This window comes from Streptomyces sp. NPDC058685, from assembly GCF_042714725.1.
Taxonomy (GTDB): domain Bacteria; phylum Actinomycetota; class Actinomycetes; order Streptomycetales; family Streptomycetaceae; genus Streptomyces.
Genome location: NZ_JBHXSL010000008.1, coordinates 48,352 through 62,688, shown reverse-complemented (window position 1 = coordinate 62,688; position 14,337 = coordinate 48,352). Strand labels below are relative to the sequence as shown.

The 14,337-nt window shown below is 70.3% G+C and carries 13 protein-coding genes; 5 read left to right on the top strand and 8 right to left on the bottom strand.

Translation table 11 applies throughout. The features are described from left to right. Positions 1 to 12: 12 nt before the first annotated feature. The gene (locus tag ACFWU3_RS09830) at positions 13 to 846 is read right to left on the bottom strand and encodes an aldo/keto reductase (protein WP_384433787.1); all 834 of its coding nucleotides are present in this window, start codon (positions 844 to 846) and stop codon (positions 13 to 15) included. A 270-nt stretch (positions 847 to 1,116) separates the two neighbouring features. On the opposite strand from ACFWU3_RS09830, the gene pqqA reads away from it, so the two are divergent. From pqqA to ACFWU3_RS09815, 3 genes are read left to right on the top strand one after another with little or no spacing between them, the layout of a single operon-like run. Then, positions 1,117 to 1,227 carry a pyrroloquinoline quinone precursor peptide PqqA gene (pqqA, locus tag ACFWU3_RS09825; RefSeq protein ID WP_384433784.1) on the top strand — a complete coding sequence of 37 codons (111 nt, stop codon included), beginning with the start codon at positions 1,117 to 1,119 and terminating at the stop codon, positions 1,225 to 1,227. Positions 1,228 to 1,237: 10 nt separating this feature from the next. Further along, positions 1,238 to 1,582 carry a hypothetical protein gene (locus ACFWU3_RS09820; protein WP_384433781.1) on the top strand — a complete coding sequence of 115 codons (345 nt, stop codon included), beginning with the start codon at positions 1,238 to 1,240 and terminating at the stop codon, positions 1,580 to 1,582. A gap of 30 nt (positions 1,583 to 1,612) precedes the next feature. Continuing rightward, positions 1,613 to 2,395 carry a Tat pathway signal sequence domain protein gene (locus ACFWU3_RS09815; RefSeq protein WP_384433778.1) on the top strand — a complete coding sequence of 261 codons (783 nt, stop codon included), beginning with the start codon at positions 1,613 to 1,615 and terminating at the stop codon, positions 2,393 to 2,395. A gap of 190 nt (positions 2,396 to 2,585) precedes the next feature. On the opposite strand, the gene ACFWU3_RS09810 is transcribed toward ACFWU3_RS09815, so the two are convergent. Both ACFWU3_RS09810 and ACFWU3_RS09805 read right to left on the bottom strand, forming a co-directional pair. Beyond that, the gene (locus tag ACFWU3_RS09810) at positions 2,586 to 4,385 is read right to left on the bottom strand and encodes an AMP-dependent synthetase/ligase (RefSeq protein ID WP_384434295.1); all 1,800 of its coding nucleotides are present in this window, start codon (positions 4,383 to 4,385) and stop codon (positions 2,586 to 2,588) included. Positions 4,386 to 4,784: 399 nt separating this feature from the next. Next, positions 4,785 to 5,684 (bottom strand): LysR substrate-binding domain-containing protein, encoded by a 900-nt coding sequence (locus tag ACFWU3_RS09805; RefSeq protein ID WP_384433775.1) that lies wholly within the window; start codon positions 5,682 to 5,684, stop codon positions 4,785 to 4,787. 128 nt (positions 5,685 to 5,812) lie between these two features. Between ACFWU3_RS09805 and ACFWU3_RS09800 the strand changes: the two genes are divergently transcribed. After that, positions 5,813 to 6,847 (top strand): bile acid:sodium symporter family protein, encoded by a 1,035-nt coding sequence (locus ACFWU3_RS09800; RefSeq protein ID WP_384433773.1) that lies wholly within the window; start codon positions 5,813 to 5,815, stop codon positions 6,845 to 6,847. Between the two features lie 129 nt (positions 6,848 to 6,976). Continuing rightward, positions 6,977 to 7,369 (top strand): (2Fe-2S) ferredoxin domain-containing protein, encoded by a 393-nt coding sequence (locus ACFWU3_RS09795; protein WP_384433770.1) that lies wholly within the window; start codon positions 6,977 to 6,979, stop codon positions 7,367 to 7,369. Between the two features lie 358 nt (positions 7,370 to 7,727). Here ACFWU3_RS09795 and fdhD read toward each other — a convergent pair whose 3' ends face one another. The 5 genes from fdhD to ACFWU3_RS09770 are packed head-to-tail and all read right to left on the bottom strand — an operon-like array spanning position 7,728 to position 14,167. Beyond that, positions 7,728 to 8,567, bottom strand: coding sequence for a formate dehydrogenase accessory sulfurtransferase FdhD (gene fdhD / locus ACFWU3_RS09790; protein WP_327686695.1), 840 nt, complete (start codon positions 8,565 to 8,567; stop codon positions 7,728 to 7,730). A gap of 5 nt (positions 8,568 to 8,572) precedes the next feature. Continuing rightward, positions 8,573 to 9,433: a 2Fe-2S iron-sulfur cluster-binding protein gene (locus ACFWU3_RS09785; RefSeq protein WP_384433767.1), complete on the bottom strand. Its 861-nt coding sequence runs from the start codon at positions 9,431 to 9,433 to the stop codon at positions 8,573 to 8,575. Continuing rightward, positions 9,430 to 11,268, bottom strand: a complete 1,839-nt coding sequence (locus ACFWU3_RS09780; protein WP_384433764.1) for an NAD(P)H-dependent oxidoreductase subunit E — start codon at positions 11,266 to 11,268, stop codon at positions 9,430 to 9,432. The genes ACFWU3_RS09785 and ACFWU3_RS09780 overlap by 4 nt, the downstream gene beginning before the upstream one ends. After that, positions 11,259 to 13,187 (bottom strand): molybdopterin oxidoreductase family protein, encoded by a 1,929-nt coding sequence (locus ACFWU3_RS09775; protein WP_384433761.1) that lies wholly within the window; start codon positions 13,185 to 13,187, stop codon positions 11,259 to 11,261. Before ACFWU3_RS09775 ends, ACFWU3_RS09780 begins: the two co-directional genes overlap by 10 nt. Continuing rightward, positions 13,184 to 14,167 (bottom strand): 2-dehydropantoate 2-reductase, encoded by a 984-nt coding sequence (locus ACFWU3_RS09770; protein ID WP_384433759.1) that lies wholly within the window; start codon positions 14,165 to 14,167, stop codon positions 13,184 to 13,186. Before ACFWU3_RS09770 ends, ACFWU3_RS09775 begins: the two co-directional genes overlap by 4 nt. Between the last annotated feature and the right edge of the window lie 170 nt (positions 14,168 to 14,337).

Genomic DNA, 14,337 nt, shown 5'->3' with positions numbered 1-14,337 from the left:
GAGCGGCCGGGGTCAGCCGACGTTGAACGTCGCCGGGTCCGGGCCCAGTCGCTTGCCCTCGTCCAGTGCGGCGAAGGCCGCCAGGTCGTCGCCGTCGAGCTCGAAGTCGAAGACGTCGAGGTTCTCCTGGATGCGCGAGGGGGTCACGGACTTGGGGATGACCACATTGCCGAGCTGGAGGTGCCAGCGGAGCACCACCTGGGCCGGAGTGCGGTCGTGCTTCCGGGCGACGGCGACCACCGTCGGGATGTCCAGCAGGCCCTTGCCCGAACCGAGCGGCGACCACGCCTCGGTGGCGATGCCGTGCTGGGTGTGGAAGTCGCGGGACGCGGTCTGCTGAAGCTGGGGATGCAGTTCGATCTGGTTCACCGCGGGCACGATCGAGGTCTCCGCGATCAGGTGCTCGAGGTGCTCCGGAAGGAAGTTGGAGACACCGATGGCCCTGGTGCGGCCGTCCGCGAGAAGCTTCTCGAAGGCCTTGTACGTCTCCACGTACAGCCCCTTCGACGGCATCGGCCAGTGGATGAGATACAGGTCCACGTGGTCGAGGCCGAGCTTCGCCAGCGAGGTGTCGAAGGCGCGGAGAGTCGCGTCGTAACCCTGGTCGCCGTTCCACAGCTTGGTGGTGACGAAGAGGTCCTCGCGCGGGATGCCGGAATCGGCGATGGCCTGGCCGGTGCCTTCCTCGTTCTCGTAGATGGCCGCGGTGTCGATGCTGCGGTATCCGGCTTCCAGAGCAGTGGAGACCGCCTGCGCCGCCTCGTCGTCCGGTACCTGCCAGACACCGAAGCCGAGCTGCGGCATCTCGACGCCATTGTTGAGGGTGATGGAGGGGACCTTGCTCACGAGCGGTCGATCCTTACGTCGTCGGTTGGTACTCCCATCGTCAACGATCAACCTGCCGAGCGCATTCCCGCCAGGGAAGTTGGCCGATACAGCTCCGACCTTCTCGGTCCAGACCATTGACCGCGTCCCGTCAAGGCGGAACGCTGTGGCACATGGATGAACTCCGGTCGCGCTTGTGAACGGACGTTCCAGCGCACCGCCCTGTGACACCGAGCAGCAGAGACCTGGACCAATCCTGACCCCCACACCGCGGGAAGGCAGGCACCGCTCATGAACGACGCCGAGGAGTCATCGGAGGAGACGGTCAACTGGCAGACTCCCGAGTTCGAGGTCGTCGAGACCGCGCTCGAAGTCACCGCCTACGCCCTCACCGAGCGATAGCCCCGCCGCCATGCTGCTGCAGGTGCTCGGCACCGCGGCGGGCGGCGTGCGGCCCCAGTGCTGGATCCGGCGCGACTCGAAGGCGTTCAGCGCCTACCGCGGCGAGAGCTGGATGCAGGAGCCGTGCCGCGGCTGCGAGCTGCGCGCCCAGGACTTCGGCGGGTGCCGGTGCCAGGCGTACGCCCTGACCGGCGACGCCACCCGCACGGACCCGGTCTGCTCGCCCGCGCCCGGCCACGCTCTCGTACGCGATCTCGTCGACCGCACGCATCCGCCCGAGTCCGCGGTCGCCCCCGCGTACGTCTACCGCGCGGAACAGCCGACGTCCACGGCCTCGGCGCACATCCCGTCATGACCGGACAACTCGCAATGAGGTGAAGGAAGAATGACCGCATCACGCAGGGCAGTCCTGGGAGCGGCACTCGGCGGCGCCGTCACGGCCGGTCTGCCCCCACTCATGTCACGGGCCGCCGCCGCCGACTGGCAGCTGCGCTGGTCCCCGTCGGCACGCACCGACAAACTGCGTGCCTTCGAGACCATCGAGGACGACCGGGCCGACTCGCACACCTCGGCCGCGCCCCACATCACCACCGAGGGCGACAACTACCGGTTCACGATGCACACCGTGGACCGTGACACCGCGACCGACCGGCAGCGCCACGAGGTCACCGGCTGCCGCACCGGCAACGCGTCCTTGCAGTGGAAGCCGGGTCAGACCTGGCGGGTCACCTACGGGATGTTCATCCCGAGCACGCTGAAGGCGACCACCAGCTTCACGCACATCATGCAGATGAAGCAGCCGGGCACCGGATCGTCCCCGATCGTCGTGCAGTCCCTGCGCCGGGTGAACGGCGTCCAGACCATCGAGCTGAAGGTCATATCCGGCGACGTCCTCGTCGGCCGGACCAACCTCGAACCACTGCACAACAAGTGGATCGACGTCGATTTCCAGATCAGGATCGGCAACGGCACGGCCGGCTTCGTCCGCTGGATCCTCAAGAACGGCGGGACCACGGTGCTCGACGCGTCGAAGTCGGGTGTCGACACCTTCCTCGCGGACCGGGTGCGCCCCAAGTGGGGCATCTACCGCTCCCTGGGCGACAGTTCGGGCTCCCTCCAGAACTGCCACATGCTCCTCACCGGCATGCGCGGCTATCAGCTCGTCTGACGAGGACGGCATGATCGGCGTTCGCGGAACCGCCGCCCTCGCGTGACGAGGATCTTCCGCGTCATGATCGGCCGGCACACACAGCCCGGTCGGCCGCGGCCTCACCGGCCACTGCCCGGCGCGGACTTCCTGCCCCGCGCCGGGCAGTTCGCCGTGCCGTGCATTGCCGTCGTGCGTGTGGCGCTCGCCCTCAGTGGTAGAGCGCGTCGACCTCGACCGCGTACGCCGCCTCGATCGCCTTCCGCTTCAGCTTCAGCGACGGTGTGAGCAGCCCGTGTTCCTCGCTGAAGGGGTGGGCCAGGATGCGGAACGTGCGGATCGACTCCGCCTGCGACACCAGGGTGTTGGCGGCCACCACAGCCCGGCGGACCTCCATCTCCAGGTCCGGGTCGCGCACCAGATCCGCCGGAGCCAGCGGTGCCTTGTCCTGCATCGCCAGCCAGTGGTCGACCGCCTCCTGGTCGACGGTGACCAGCGCCGCGATGTACGGACGGTCGTTGCCGACCACGATGCACTGGTTGACCAGCGGATGCGCCCGTACGCGCTCCTCCAGCCCCACCGGCGACACACTCTTGCCGCCGGAAGTCACCAGAATCTCCTTCTTGCGGCCCGTGATCGTCAGATAGCCGTCCTCGTCCAGCGCGCCGAGGTCGCCGGTCGCCAGCCAGCCGTCGTGCAGCACCGCGTCGGTGGACTTGGGGTCGCCCAGATAGCCCGCGAAGACGTGCTCGCCGTGGAGCCACACCTCGCCGTCCTCCGCGATGTGGACCGTGGTTCCCGGGATCGGCTGGCCGACCGTGCCGTAGCGGGTGCGTTCCGGGGGGTTCGCCGTCGCCGCGGCGCTCGACTCGGTGAGTCCGTAGCCCTCGAAGACCGTGACGCCCGCCCCTTCGAAGAAGAGGCCGAGCCGCCGGTCCATGGCCGAGCCGCCGGACATGGCATGGCGCACCCGGCCGCCCATCGCTTCGCGGACCTTGCCGTACACCATCTTCTCGAAGAACTGGTGCTGCATCCGCAGTCCGGCGGAGGGGCCGGGGCCCAGGCCGAAGGCGCGGTGTTCCATGGCCTCCGCATAGCGCACCGCCACATCGACGGCCTTCTCGAACGGGCCCGTCTTCCCGTCGACCTCCGCCCTGCGGTGCGCCGCGTTGTAGATCTTCTCCAGGATGTACGGAACCGCCAGGATGAACGTCGGTCTGAACGCCACCAGATCGGGCAGCAACGCCTTCGCCTGGAGCGCCGGCTGGTGGCCGAGCTTGACCCGGCCGCGGATCGCCGCGATCTCCACCATGCGTCCGAAGACGTGGGCGAGCGGCAGGAACAGCAGCGTCGCCGCTTCGTCGCCCGGCTTGGAGTGGAAGACCGGTTCCCAGCGCTTGATGAGGGTGTCGGTCTCGAACATGAAGTTGGCGTGCGTGATGACGCAGCCCTTCGGGCGTCCGGTGGTCCCGGAGGTGTAGATCACCGTGGCCATCGAGTCGGGCGTCACCGCGCGCCGGTGCCGGTGCACCACCTCGTCGTCGATGTGCGCGCCCGCCGCGTTGAGCTCCGCCACGGCACCGGCGTCCAGCTGCCACAGCCGTTTCAGCTGCGGAAGCCGGTCGATGACCGAGCCGACCGTCATGGAGTGGTCCTCGTGCTCGACCATGCACGCGGTGACCTCGGAGTCGTGCAGCATCCAGAAGACCTGCTCCGCCGAGGAGGTGGGGTAGATGGGCACCGAGTGCGCGCCGACCGTCCAGACGGCGAAGTCGAAGAGGGTCCACTCGTAGCGGGTACGGGACATCAGGGCGACCCGGTCACCGAACCGCACCCCGTGCGCCAGCAGCCCCTTGGCCAGGGCGAGCACCTCGTCGCGGAACTGCGCGGACGTCACATCGTGCCAGTGCCCTTCCGCGTCCTTGCGTCCGAGGACGACGCGATCGGGATCCTCCTGGGCATAGTCGAACACCGCATCCGCCAGTCCACCGACCTGAGGCGCTGCGTCCAGCGGGGGGACAGTGAACTCGCGCAATGGCCTGCTCCTTGTGGCGCTCCGCACAGCGCCGCGACGCTACCCCACCGCGCTGGCCGGCGGGAGGGCCTTGCAGAACTGTGGACGAATGGCATCACCACAGGTCAGACGCGGATGTCCGGCCACACGAAAGAGAGTTGGACCACAGTTCTGACCGATGAGTAAGTATGCCGGTGACGAATCTCCACGGAATCTCGACGCTGCACGCACCGTCGCTTTACGGAGTCGAGAAGCTTTGGTCCGTACCAGGCCGGTGAGCGGTTCACGACCAGGTCCGGCGGGTGACGGTACGCGAACGGCCGGGCGCGGGGTCACGATCGAGCCACCGGACCCACCTCGCACGACGGAGCCGCGGGGCCGCCGAACCGTCGTGTGTCACCGCCGGCGCGTGCCGCCTCCCCGGTGCAGCCGGTCGGCGCCCGCCAGGATCGACGCCGCCAGCGCGGCCGCCGCCTCCTGCGCCGCGTGGCCCGCGCCCGCCCGGCGGCCGTGCAGCAGGACGAAGTCCACATCGCCCAGTTCGGGCAGACCGGCACGGGACGGCACCGGCACCAGGCCCGGCGGGATCAGCCCGCGGCTGTGCGCCATCACACCGAGCCCGGCCCGCGCCGCCGCGATCAGCCCGCTCAGGCTGGTGCTGGTGCACGCGATCCGCCAGGCCCGTCCTTCCGCCTCCAGCACCTCCAGCGCGCGGGCGCGCGTGATGCCGGGCGGCGGATAGACGATCAGCGGCACGGGGAGAGCGGGGTCGAGCCTCAGCTGAGGGGCGCCGATCCACGAGAGCGTGTCCTGCCAGACCAGCTCGCCGTGGGTGTCGCCGGTCCGCCGCTTGGCCAGTACCAGATCGAGCCGCCCCGCCTCCAGCCGTCGGTGCAGCGTGCCCGACAGCTCCACGGAGAGCTCCAGGTCCACCTCGGGGTGATCCCGCCGGAAGGACTCCAGGATCTCCGGCAGCCGGGTCAGTACGAAGTCCTCGGAGGCGCCGAACCGCAGGCGGCCGCGCAGCCGCTTGCCCGTGAAGAACGCGGACGCGCGCTCGTGCGCCTGGAGGATCGTCCGGGCGAAGCCGAGCATGGCCTCCCCGTCCTCGGTGAGCTCCACGCTGTGCGTGTCCCGGGTGAACAGCTGCCGGCCGGTGGCCTCCTCCAGCTTGCGCACGTGCTGGCTCACGGTCGACTGGCGCAGCCCGAGCCGGCGGGCGGCCTGGGTGAAGCTGAGGGTTTGGGCGACCGCGAGGAAGGTACGCAGTTGTGCGGGGTCGTACATGCCCTCCACGGTAGGCCTTTTCCCCGCACCCATCACGAAACGCGATGACAGTGAGCGTGGTGTACGGGATTCCCGATCGGTCGTGTCAGGAGCACCATGGGGAGGGCACGACCCTGAACCGAGAGCAAGTGGAGCACATGAGCCGCCGCACGTTGTCGCTGCCGTCCTGGCTGCCCGTCGACCCGTACATCCTGGCGCTCCTCGGGACGGTGGTGCTCGCGGCTCTCCTGCCTGCCTCCGGACGCGCCGCCGATGTCGCGGGCGGTGCGTCGACCGGCGCCGTGGCCCTGCTGTTCTTTCTGTACGGCGCGCGGCTGTCGACCCGGGAGGCGGTCGACGGCCTGCGGCACTGGCGCCTGCATGTGACGGTGCTCGCCGCGACGTTCCTCGTCTTCCCGCTGCTGGGGCTGGCCGCGCGGGGTCTCGAACCCTGGCTGCTGACACCGCAGCTCTCCAGCGGACTGCTGTTCCTGTGCCTCGTGCCGTCGACGATCCAGTCGTCGATCGCCTTCACCTCGATGGCGCGCGGGAACGTTCCCGCGGCGATCTGCGCCGGCTCCTTCTCCAGCATCGCCGGCATCGTGCTCACCCCGCTGCTCGCGGCGATCGTGCTCGGCGGCCGGGCCGGCGGTTTCTCCGCGGACTCACTGCTGCGGATCGTGCTGCAACTGCTCGTGCCCTTCCTGGCGGGCCAGTTGCTGCGACGGTGGGTCGGGGGCTTCCTCACCCGCCACAAGAAGGTGCTCGGGTACGTCGACCGCGGCTCGATCCTGCTCGTCGTCTACACGGCCTTCAGCGCCGGCATGAACGCGGGTGTCTGGCACCAGGTCACTCCGGTGCGCCTCGGCGCTCTGCTGCTGGTCGAGGCAGCGCTCCTGGCGGCGATGCTGACACTCACCTGGTACGGCTCCGGGCGGCTCGGTTTCGAGCGGGCGGACCGCGTCGCGATCCAGTTCGCCGGCTCGAAGAAGAGCCTGGCGGCCGGTCTGCCCATGGCCACGGTGCTGTTCGGAGCCCATGCGAGCCTCGCCGTCCTGCCGTTGATGCTCTTCCACCAGATGCAACTGATGGTCTGCGCCGTCATCGCCAAGCGCCGCAGCCGTGAGGTGCCGGCAGAGGTGACCCCCGCGCCCGATGCGAGGGTCATGTCGGGAGCGCGGTCGGCGCCCTGAACAGCGGCACGGATGTGGCCTGTTCGTGTCGCGGGTGACCGGCACGGGCTTCGGTACGTGACCAACGCCTCGCGGCAGAGCCCGCGTCCGGACCTCCGCGAGGCCGCCCGCGCCTGACAGGATCTCCGGGTGACGACGTACGCGATTCGCCCCTTCGGCGCCCGCCCCTGCACCCTGGTCGTCTGCCGCGGCTGCTGCTGCGGGGACGCGGCCAAGCACCCCGGCACCGACCACCAGGGCCAACTTGCCCGGCTGCGCGCGGCGGCCGGGGCGTCGGACGGCAGGTTCGCGGTCCGCACGAGCGACTGCCTGGGGCCGTGCGGCCAGGCGAACGTGATCGTGGTCCAGCCCTCGACGGAGGGCCGCCGCCGGGGCGCCAGGGCGACCTGGATCGGCTGGGCGCTCGACGACGAGGCGACGGATGACGTCCTGGCCTGGGCACAGGCGGGCGGCCCGGGCTTCGCCGACCCCTCGCCGACGCTGGAACTCCAGGTGATCCCGGCACCGGCGACGCGCAGATGAGGCGGGCGCCGGCGGGTTGAAGGCCGGGCGCGCTGCCCTGCCCGCCTGCCTCTCGCCGGGTCGGGCATGAGCCTCGGCGCACCGCGAGATCTCCCGCCGGGCTTCAATCCCCCTCAGCCGCAGGCGTTCACCCAGTCTTCGCCCGGGGGACGCCGTCCGGGCTTCCGCCCGCACACGGCCCCCGCTTATCGGCCAGGCAACGGTGACCCGTGGCTCGACACGTGGTGCTACACGAACCCGGTGTTCGTGGACGTGGTGCGCTGAAGCACCGGCTCGCAGGGGCGCCGCACGGAAGGACCCGGCCGGCGCAGGGGGCGCTCCCCGCCGGCCGGGCCCGTATCCCGTGCAGCGGGGAGCGTCAGACCCCGGTGCCCAGGGCGATCCGCTCGTCGCCCGCGTACACGTTCATATTGGCGCCCCGCAGAAACCCGACCAGCGTCAGTCCCGTCTCGGCGGCCAGGTCCACGGCCAGTGAGGAGGGTGCCGAGACGGCGGCAAGGACCGGGATTCCGGCCATCACCGCCTTCTGGGCCAGCTCGAACGAGGCGCGGCCCGAGACCAGCAGGATCGCCCGGGACAGCGGCAGATCGCCGTTCTGCAGCGCGCGGCCGATCAGCTTGTCCACGGCGTTGTGCCGTCCGACGTCCTCCCGGATGTCGAGCAGCTCGCCCTCTTCGGAGAAGAGTGCCGCAGCGTGAAGCCCCCCGGTCCGGTCGAAGACCCGCTGTGCGGCGCGCAGCCGGTCGGGGAGGCCCGCCAGCAGAGCGGGCTCGATGCGGACCGGGGGAGTGTCGGCGATCGGGAAGCGTGCGGTCGTGCGCACGGCGTCGAGGCTGGCCTTGCCGCACAGGCCGCACGACGAGGTGGTGTAGACGTTCCGTTCGAGGGTGATGTCGGGCAGCTCGACCCCGGGGGCGAGCCGCACGTCCACCACGTTGTACGTGTTCGAGCCGTCGGCCGTCGCGCCCGCGCAGTAGACGATCGACTGGAGTTCGTCGGCCGCCCCCAGGACGCCCTCGCTCACCAGGAACCCGGCGGCGAGGGCGAAGTCGTCGCCGGGGGTGCGCATGGTGATGGCGAGCGGTTTGCCGCCCAGACGGATCTCCAGCGGTTCCTCGGCCACCAGGGTGTCCGGGCGGGACGTCACCGCCCCGTCCCTGATGCGGATGGTGCGTCGGCGCTCGGTGACCCGTCCCATGGCGATCAAATCCGATTCTGTACGTGTTGGTAGCCGAAGCGACCCTTGATGCAGAGGTTGCCGTGGGTCACCGGGTTGTCGTGCGGCGAGGTGACCTTGACGATCTCATTCTCCTGCACATGGAGCGTGAGGTTGCAGCCGACACCGCAGTACGCGCAGACCGTGGTCGTCTCCGTCTGCGCCGACTCGTCCCAGGTACCCGCCGCGCGCATGTCGAACTCCGACTTGAAGGAGAGCGCACCCGTCGGGCACACCTCGATGCAGTTGCCGCAGTAGACACAGGCCGAGTCGGTGAGCGGGGCGTCGTGCTCGGTGGAGATGCGGGCGTCGAAACCGCGGCCCGCCACCGCGATGGCGAAGGTGTTCTGCCACTGCTCGCCGCACGCGTCCACGCACTTGTAGCAGAGGATGCACTTGTCGTAGTCGCGGACGTACAGGTCGTTGTCGACCTTCGGTTCCTCGTTGACCGTCGCCGCGTCCGGGCCGAACCGGGCGGGCTTCGCCTCGTACTCCTTGATCCACTCGGCCGCCCGGGGGGTGGTCGACAGATCGGTGGAGGAGGCCAGCAGCTCCAGCACGACCTTGCGGCTGTGCCGGGCGCGTTCGGTGTCCGTACGCACCGTCATGCCGGGCTCGGCGCGGCGCGAACAGGCCGGCGCGAGCGTCCGGGCACCCTCCACCTCCACCACACACACCCGGCAGGCGTTCTTCGGTGTGAGCGTGTCGCCCTGGCACAGCGTGGGGATGTCCTTGCCGGCGGTCCGGCAGGCGTCCAGGATCGTGTCTCCCTCGGGGACCGTGACGGGGGCGTCGTCGAGGGTGAACTCGACCAGCCGCCTCGGCGGCCCGAGCGGTATCGCGGTCATTCGTAGGCTCCCAGCCGGTCGATGGCGGATTCGACGGCGTTCCAGGCGGTCTGTCCCAGACCGCAGATCGAGGCGTCGCGCATGGCCCGGCCGACCTCACGCAGCAGGGCGATGTCGTCCGCCGCCGCTGCGCCCGTACGGTCCTTGATGCGGTGCAGGGCCTCCTCCTGGCGGACCGTGCCGACCCGGCAGGGCACGCACTGACCGCAGGACTCGTCCCGGAAGAACTCCGCGATCCGCAGCAGGACGCGCGGCAGCTCGACGGTGTCGTCGAGCACGAGGATCACCCCCGAACCGAGCGTCGTGCCCGCGGCCCGTGTCCCTTCGAAGGTGAGCGGGATGTCCAGCTCGTCGGGCCGGACGAAGCTGCCGGCCGCGCCGCCGAGCAGGACGGCGCGGATGGTGCGCGGCGGTCCCGCGCGTTCGATGAGCTCGCCGAGCGTGGCCCCGAAGGGCAGTTCGTACACGCCCGGCCGTGTCACGTTCCCCGAGAGGCAGAAGAGCTTGGTCTCCTCGGCGCGCCCGGTGAGGATCGGCAGGACGTTGACGAGCGTCTCCACGTTGTTGACCGCCGTCGGCTTGCCGAAGAGGCCCTTCTCGACGGGGAACGGCGGCTTGCTGCGCGGCTCGCCGCGGTAGCCCTCGATCGAGTTGAAGATCGCGGTCTCCTCGCCGCAGATGTACGCGCCCGCGCCGCGCCGTATCTCGATGTCGAAGGCGTACCCCTGGCCGAGGATGTCGTCGCCGAGCAGACCGCGGGACCGGGCCTGGTCGATGGCGTTCGTGAGGTGTGCCAGCGCGCGGGGGTACTCGCCGCGGAGATAGAGATAACCCCGGCGGGCGCCGATGGCGTACCCGGCGACGGTCATCGCCTCGATCAGGGCGTACGGATCGCCCTCCATCAGGACCCGGTCCTTGAAGGTCCCCGGTTCGCTCTCGTCCGCGTTGCACACCAGGTAGTGGGGGTGGTCGGGCTGCGAGGCGGTCGCCTGCCACTTGCGCCCGGTGGGGAACGCGGCACCGCCGCGCCCGACGAGCCCGGAGTCGGTGACCTCCCGGATGACACCGGCCGGGCCGAGGGCGAAGGCGCGGCGGAGGGCGGCGTAACCGCCGTGCGAGCGGTAGTCGTCGATGCTCAGCGGATCGACGACGCCGACCCGCCTCAGCAGCGTCAACCCGGGGTCGCCGGCCTGGGGCACGGCCGTGCGGGCGTCCGCCTCGGCGGGGGCGCCGGCCACGGAGGCGACCGCGGTCATGACGGCCTCCGCCGTCGCGGGGGCGACGACGGCCGTCGCGTATCCGGTTCGGCCGTCGGCGGGTTCCTCGCTCGCGGGCCGGGCCGGATCACCCTGCCCCGCCTGCACGACCAGTGCCGCCGGGGCACGTTCGCACAGTCCCAGGCACGGGCTCGGCTGGTAGGCCACATCGGGCCCGAGCCGGTCCCGGAGCGCGGCCGTCAGCGGGGCCGAGCCCTTCGCCGCGCACGCCAGGTCGGTGCACACGTGCAGCACCTTCGACGCCCGCGGCCTCACCGAGAACAGTGAGTAGAACGTCGCGACGCCGTACGCCTCGGCCGGCGGCACCGTCAGACGCCGGCAGATGTAGTCGAGCGCCCCCTCGCTCAGCCAGCCCACCCGGTCGTTCACCGCGTGCAGGGCCGGCAGCAGCAGGTCCCGCCGCTCGCGCGCGGCCGCACCGCCGCGCGCCCATCGCAGGTCCTCGTCGGTGCGCTCCGTGCCGCCCTCCCAGCCTGTTCCGGCCGGGCCCAGCAGGGCGTCCACCGCGTCCCGTTCGTCGTCGGTCACCTTCGCCGCGTCGGCGAACTTCAGGTCCATGCCGGTACCAGCTTCTCGATACGGATCGCGGACGCCTTGAACTCGGCCGTGCCCGCGATCGGGCAGTTCGCCTCGATGGTGAGCTGGTTGGTGTCGACCTCGTCCGGAAAGTGCATGGTCATGAACGCGAGCCCCGGCCGCAGCCCGGGGTCGATCCACACGGGCGCCGTGACCGAGCCGCGCCGCGAGGAGATCCGCACCTCCTCGTCCGCCTCGACCCCGTAGGCAGCCGCGTCCTCGGGACACAGCTCGATGTACTCACCACGGCGCAGCGGAGAGGCGAAACCGCCGCTCTGCACACCGGTGTTGTACGAGTCGAGCCGCCGGCCGGTCGTCAGCCGCAGCGGGTACTCCTCGTCGGTCAGGTCCACCGGCGGATCGTGATGGACGAGCCCGAAAGCCGCCGGGGTGCCGCGCTTGACCGGGTCGGTCTCCCACAGCCGCGCGTGCAGGAAGCTGGAGGGCAGTGCGTCCACGTCGGGGCAGGGCCACTGGAGGCCGGCGTGCTCGTCGAGGCGGTCGTACGTCATGCCGAAGTGGTCGGGGGACAGGGAGCGCAGCTCGTTCCACACCGCCTCCGAGTCGGCGAACTTCCAGCCGTCGTGGCCGAGGCGTTCGGCCATCGCGCAGAGGATGTCGATGTCCTCGCGGGCCTCGCCCGGCGGTACGAGCGCGGCCCGTACCCGCTGCACCCGGCGCTCGCTGTTCGTCGTCGTGCCCTCCGTCTCGGCCCAGGACGCTGTCGCCGGCAGGACCACATCCGCCATCTCCGCGGTCTTCGTCAGGAAGATGTCCTGCACCACCAGGTGGTCGAGCGACTTCAGCCGCCGTACCGCCTGTTCGCTGTCGGCCTCGGACTGCGCGGGGTTCTCGCCGATGCAGTACACGGCGCGCAGTTCCCGGCTCTCCATCGCCTCGAACATCTCGGTGAGCGTCATGCCGTACCGGGGCTGGATGACCGCGTCCCAGGTCCGCTCGAACTTGGTGCGGGCCACCGGATCGAGGATGTCCTGGAAGCCGGGCAGCCGGTTGGGGATGGCGCCCATGTCGCCGCCGCCCTGGACGTTGTTCTGGCCGCGCAGCGGCTGGACCCCGGCTCCGTAGCGCCCCACCTGGCCGGTCAGGAGCGACAGGTTGATCAGCGCCCGCACGTTGTCGGTGCCGTTGTGGTGCTCGGTGATGCCGAGGGTCCAGCACAACTGGGCCCGTTCGGCCGTGGCGTAGGCGTGCGCCAGCTCACGGATCGCGGCGGCCGGCACGCCCGTCACCTTCTCCGCGGCCGTCAGGGTCCAGGGCTCGACGAGTGCGGCGTACTCCTCGAAACCGGTCGTCGCCCGTTCCACGAAAGCCCGGTTGACCAGGCCGGCGTGGATGATCTCCCGGCCGACGGCGTGCGCGAGCGGGATGTCGGTGCCGACGTTGAGACCGAGCCAGCTCTCCGCCCACTCGGCCGTCGAGGTGCGCCGCGGATCGACGGCGTACATGCGCGCGCCGTTGCGTATCCCCTTGAGCACGTGCTGGAAGAAGATCGGGTGGGCGAAGCGCGCGTTGGAGCCCCACATCACGATGAGATCGGTGTGGTCGATCTCCTCGTACGACGAGGTCCCCCCGCCGGAGCCGAAGACGGCCGAGAGGCCGGCCACGCTCGGCGCGTGACAGGTGCGGTTGCAGGAGTCGACGTTGTTCGTGCCCATCACCACGCGGGTGAACTTCTGCGCCACGTAGTTCATTTCATTGGTGGCACGGGCGCAGGAGAGCATCGCGAAGGCGTCGGGGCCGTGCTGTTCCCGGGCTTGGCGGAAGCCGGCCGCGGCCCGGTCCAGTGCCTCGTCCCAACTGGCCCTGCGCAACTGTCCGTCGTCGTCGCGCACCAGCGGATGGGTGAGCCTCGGATACGTCTTCTGCGGCTTCTTCTTCATGCTGCACTTCCTGCTGAGGCGGTGGTGGCGAGGAGATCGGCGAGCGCGTGCACGGCGCACAGTTTCGGCACCGGGGTCCTGGTCAGTGCGGCGAGCTCGACGACTGCCGCGAGCAGCACGTCCAGTTCGAGCGGCTTGCCCTTCTCCAGGTCCTGGAGGGTGGAGGTCTTGTGGTCGCCGACGCGCTCGGCGCCGGCGATGCGCTTCTCCACGGAGATCTTGGGGTGGCAGCCGACAGCGGCCGCGACGTCGAGGGTTTCCCGCATCATCGTCTCGACCAGGGCTTTCGTGTCCCGGTGGCGGCAGATCTGCGCCATGGTGGCCCGGGAGAGGGCGCTGATCGGGTTGAAGGAGATGTTGCCGAGCAGCTTGATCCAGATGTCGTTGCGCAGGTCGGGTTCGACCGGACACTTCAGTCCGCCCGCGACCATGGCCTCGCTGAATTCGAGGCAGCGCCGCGACACGCTCAGATCGGGTTCGCCGATGGAGAACCGCGTGCCCTCCAAGTGACGTACGACGCCGGGTGCTTCGAGTTCGGTCGCCGCGTAGACGACACACCCGATGGCGCGCTCCGGCGGCAGCGTCGCACTCACCGAACCGCCCGGGTCGACGCTCTCGACACGGCGTCCGGTGTACGGACCGGGCAGCCCGTGGAAGTACCACCACGGGATGCCGTTCTGGGCGGCGACCACCGAGGTGTGCTCGTGCAGCAGGGGATGGACCAGCGGGCCCGACGCCGCGTAGGAGTTCGCCTTGAGGCCGAGGAAGACATGGTCGACGGGCCCGACGGAGGCGGGGTCGTCGGTGGCGTTGGGCCGCGCGGTGAAGTCGCCGCGCGGGCTGAGGACACGGACTCCGTCGCGGCGCATGGCCGCGAGGTGCGCGCCGCGGGCGATGAGGTGGACTTCGGCGCCGGCGCGGTGCAGCGCGGCCCCGACGTATGCGCCGATGGCTCCGGCGCCGACAACTGCGACTTTCACGGGGGCTCTCCGTTCGGTTGAGCGACCGAGCGAGGGCGGAGGTGACGAGGGTTGAGTCGACAGAATATTGTCTACAGTATGCCTTTCGGCCGGTCAATACTCGTCACACCCCTTCGGGAAAGCTCCAAAAACCGCCCCCCGAATCCTGTGGGGTCACGTGCCGTCGTACC